This window comes from Thiogranum sp., assembly GCF_058323355.1.
In genome coordinates this window covers 1-3,135 of the sequence record NZ_JBTTIO010000050.1, presented here as the reverse complement: position 1 = coordinate 3,135, position 3,135 = coordinate 1, and the positions used below count along the sequence as shown (strand labels likewise).

General features: G+C 61.8%; 5 protein-coding genes. 1 reads left to right on the top strand and 4 read right to left on the bottom strand.

Going from position 1 to position 3,135, the window contains the following annotated elements; translation table 11 throughout:
- The 4 genes from ACW81B_RS07015 to ACW81B_RS07000 all read right to left on the bottom strand — a co-directional run.
- Positions 1–243: DUF3106 domain-containing protein (locus ACW81B_RS07015; RefSeq protein WP_491579502.1), on the bottom strand; the 243-nt coding region annotated here is incomplete at its 3' end.
- Positions 244–247: 4 nt separating this feature from the next.
- Positions 248–580, bottom strand: coding sequence for a DUF3619 family protein (locus tag ACW81B_RS07010; RefSeq protein WP_491579501.1), 333 nt, complete (start codon positions 578–580; stop codon positions 248–250).
- Positions 577–1,152, bottom strand: coding sequence for an RNA polymerase sigma factor (locus ACW81B_RS07005; RefSeq protein WP_491579500.1), 576 nt, complete (start codon positions 1,150–1,152; stop codon positions 577–579). The genes ACW81B_RS07010 and ACW81B_RS07005 overlap by 4 nt, the downstream gene beginning before the upstream one ends.
- A gap of 48 nt (positions 1,153–1,200) precedes the next feature.
- The gene (locus ACW81B_RS07000) at positions 1,201–1,572 is read right to left on the bottom strand and encodes a hypothetical protein (RefSeq protein ID WP_491579499.1); all 372 of its coding nucleotides are present in this window, start codon (positions 1,570–1,572) and stop codon (positions 1,201–1,203) included.
- Positions 1,573–1,650: 78 nt separating this feature from the next.
- Between ACW81B_RS07000 and priA the strand changes: the two genes are divergently transcribed.
- The coding region (priA, locus tag ACW81B_RS06995) for a replication restart helicase PriA (protein WP_491579498.1) at positions 1,651–3,135 on the top strand (1,485 nt) is incomplete at its 3' end.

Sequence of the window (3,135 nt, the reverse complement as noted above, 5' to 3'; positions counted from 1 at the left end):
TTTGAAACGTTCCCTGACTTTGGCTTTTTGTTCCGGCCCCATGTGCTGCCAGCGCTCGGCGCCCTTGCGCAGTTTTTCCTGGCGCTGTGGCGGCAGTGTGTCCCAGTGTTTCCTGAACGGCTTGAGCACCTTCTGCTCCGTCGCGCTCAGCGATTCCCATTCAATGGCGTCCTGCGCCATGACTGCCATTGGCAGGACGCTGGCCATCAACAGATACAGTGCTGCGAACCCGGTGTGCTTCATCGAATCAACCGCTCACCTGTGTGGTATCCAGCCAGTCGTAAAAATCCAGTTCCTCGATCAGTTCCAGGTCTTCCGACTGGGCAGCGAGATCGAGTGCTTCCGGGTCGACACCCGGCAGACTGGCATCGTGGTTTAGCAATAACGCCGCGGTCAGTACCGAGGCGGCAACCGCCGACAAGGCTGCAACTGGCAGCCAGTGCGTACGCCGCGGCTTCGCCTCCAGTGCATTGCGGCGTGCCGAGGCAAGGCGCGCGGCGGTGACTTCGTCAAGCGAATCGGCGTGTTGATCCAGTGTTTGCCGAACCTGGTCGACAAAAGGCTTGTCGTCGTCACTCATGGCCAGTGGTCCTCCAGTTGTTCGCGCAGTCGGTGTAGCGCGCGTGAATAATGTGTCTTTACGCTGCCTTCACTGCAGCCCATGGCAAAAGCCGTTGCTGAAACATCCATCCCTTCCCAGGCGCGCAGCAGGAAAGCCTGTTGCTGGCGCAGCGGAAGCGCCTGCAGCGCAAGCTGTAATTGCGCCATGGCATCCTCGCCAGCCAGCTGCCGCTCAATACCGGGCTGTGTATCCGGCAGGTTCTGAATGGCGTCACTGTGGTCTTCATCACCATCGCCACGCAAGCCGCTGAACCAGACGCGGAAGCGATTACGCACCCGGTTACGTCGATACCAGTCACGGATACGGCTTTGCAGGATGCGATAGAACAGCGGCGGCCAGTCGGCAGCGTCGCGGTCGCCATAAGACTTCACCAGTCCCAGCATGGCGTCCTGCACCAGGTCGAGGGCGTCCTCGCGGTTTCCCGTGGCGATCTCGGCCATGCGGAAAGCACGCTTTTCGGTCGCCACGAGAAATGCATCAATAGATTGTCCGGCATCCAGTGGTCTGCCCCCTTGCCCGGCGGATAGCACCCTATTCTACGCATTTACCGACATAACATCTTTTCCGCGAGTGTGGCCTCAATGGCGCCTCGCGGCGTGGTCCATGCGATGATTGATACGCGCGCCCTTATTGTCGAGGCGGCGGTCGATGCGATCACCACGGACATCCAGCCGACGGTTGATGCGGTCGCCTTTAACATCCAGTCGATGCGCCACACCGTACTTCCCGTTGGCGGCAGCCCGGTCGGCGGCAAAATCCAGGCGCCGGTCGATTCTGTTGCCTTTGACGTCCAGCCTGCGCTCGATACGGTCGCCTTTGACATCCAGCCTGCGTTCGATGCGATCACCCTTGCGGTCCAGATATTGAGAATGCCCGTCGCCCGCGTTCGCCAGCCCGCTACCCAGCAGTGCAACGCTTGTAACCAGCAGTGTCATAATGGTTTTTTTCATCGTTTTGACCTCTTCAGTGATGGAATGAATTGCCTTGTACACCCCCTTCAACGCACAATGTCGCGGGCGGTTGACCGGATGAGTGAAAAAATTTTGATCATGGCGAATAAGCCACAGATTCTGGAAGTGGCGGTTCCTTCGCCACTGTTCCGGCGTTTCGATTACCGTGCCCCGGCAGGTGCCACAGCGCAGCCTGGCATGCGCGTTGTCGTCCCCTTTGGCAGTCGAAAAGTGGTCGGTGTGGTGCTGGCATTGCGCGACCACACCGAGGTGCCGGCCTCACGCCTGAAAACCGCCACCATCCTGCCCGACGCTACGCCAGTGCTGGGCGCCGAACTGATGCAGTTGCTGAACTGGGCCGCTTGCTACTATCACTACCCGATTGGCGAAGCGCTGGCTACGGCACTGCCGGTACTGTTGCGCAAGCCGGAGCCACCGCCCGAACCCGACCGGCGACGCTGGCGGCTTACCGAAACAGGCCGCAAACAATCGCCCGACACACTGAAACGCGCCGTGCGCCAGGTACAGGTGCTGACCGAGCTTGCGGCCTATCCACAGGGGCTGCCGCGCGAAGCACTGCCCGCACCCCGTTCAGTGCTGGCCGCGCTGGAAGAAAAAGGCTGGATCGAGTCGTTCGAGGCCAGTGGCGAACCCGGCCCGACACCGCACGCGCTAAATGCAGAGCCTCACCCGCTCAACACGGCACAGCAACAGGCGGTCGAATGCATTTCCGCCGGTGCCGGTCAATACAATGCCTTTCTGCTGGAAGGCGTCACCGGCAGCGGCAAGACCGAGGTGTACCTTCAGGCCATCACCCCGTTACTGGAAGCCGGTCGGCAGGTGCTGGTGCTGGTGCCGGAGATCGGTCTCACGCCACAACTGGTGGAGCGTTTCAGCACCCGCTTTGCCGCCGACATTGCAGTCCTGCACTCGGGACTGAACGATCGCGAACGACTGGATGCGTGGCGCGCCGCCGCCAGCGGGCGGGCCGGCATTATTATTGGTACGCGCTCGGCCATCTTCACCCCGCTGGCGCGACCCGGCCTGATCATTGTCGATGAAGAACACGATGCCTCGCTCAAACAGCAGGACGGTTTCCGCTACTCGGCGCGCGACCTGGCGGTGTGGCGCGCGCGCCAGCTGGATATTCCCATTGTGCTTGGCACGGCCACACCCTCGCTGGAAAGCCTGTTCAATGTGCAACAACAACGCTACCAGCGCCTGCACCTGCCGGAACGTGCCGGCAGCGCCGCTGCCCCGCCGCTGAAAATCCTCGACCTGCGCGGCCAGCCGATGCGCAGCCTGCTCAGCGCCTCACTGCTGGACGCCATGCGCGAGCACCTGAAAAACCAGGGACAGGTTTTGCTGTTCCTCAACCGCCGTGGCTATGCGCCAGTGCTGCTATGCCACGATTGCGGCTGGATCGCGGAATGCCGGCGCTGCGACGCACGCATGACCCTGCACCGTCACAGCGGTGAGCTGCGTTGCCACCACTGCGGCAGTCAGCGGCGTGCCGAAACCGTCTGCCCGACCTGCAACAACGATGACCTGCTGGCCGTCGGT

Coding starts and splice junctions, on each gene's coding strand:
- ACW81B_RS07000 (WP_491579499.1), bottom strand. CDS start 1,572: ATGAAAAAAACCATTATGACACTGCTGGTTACAAGCGTTGCACTGCTG.
- ACW81B_RS07010 (WP_491579501.1), bottom strand. CDS start 580: ATGAGTGACGACGACAAGCCTTTTGTCGACCAGGTTCGGCAAACACTG.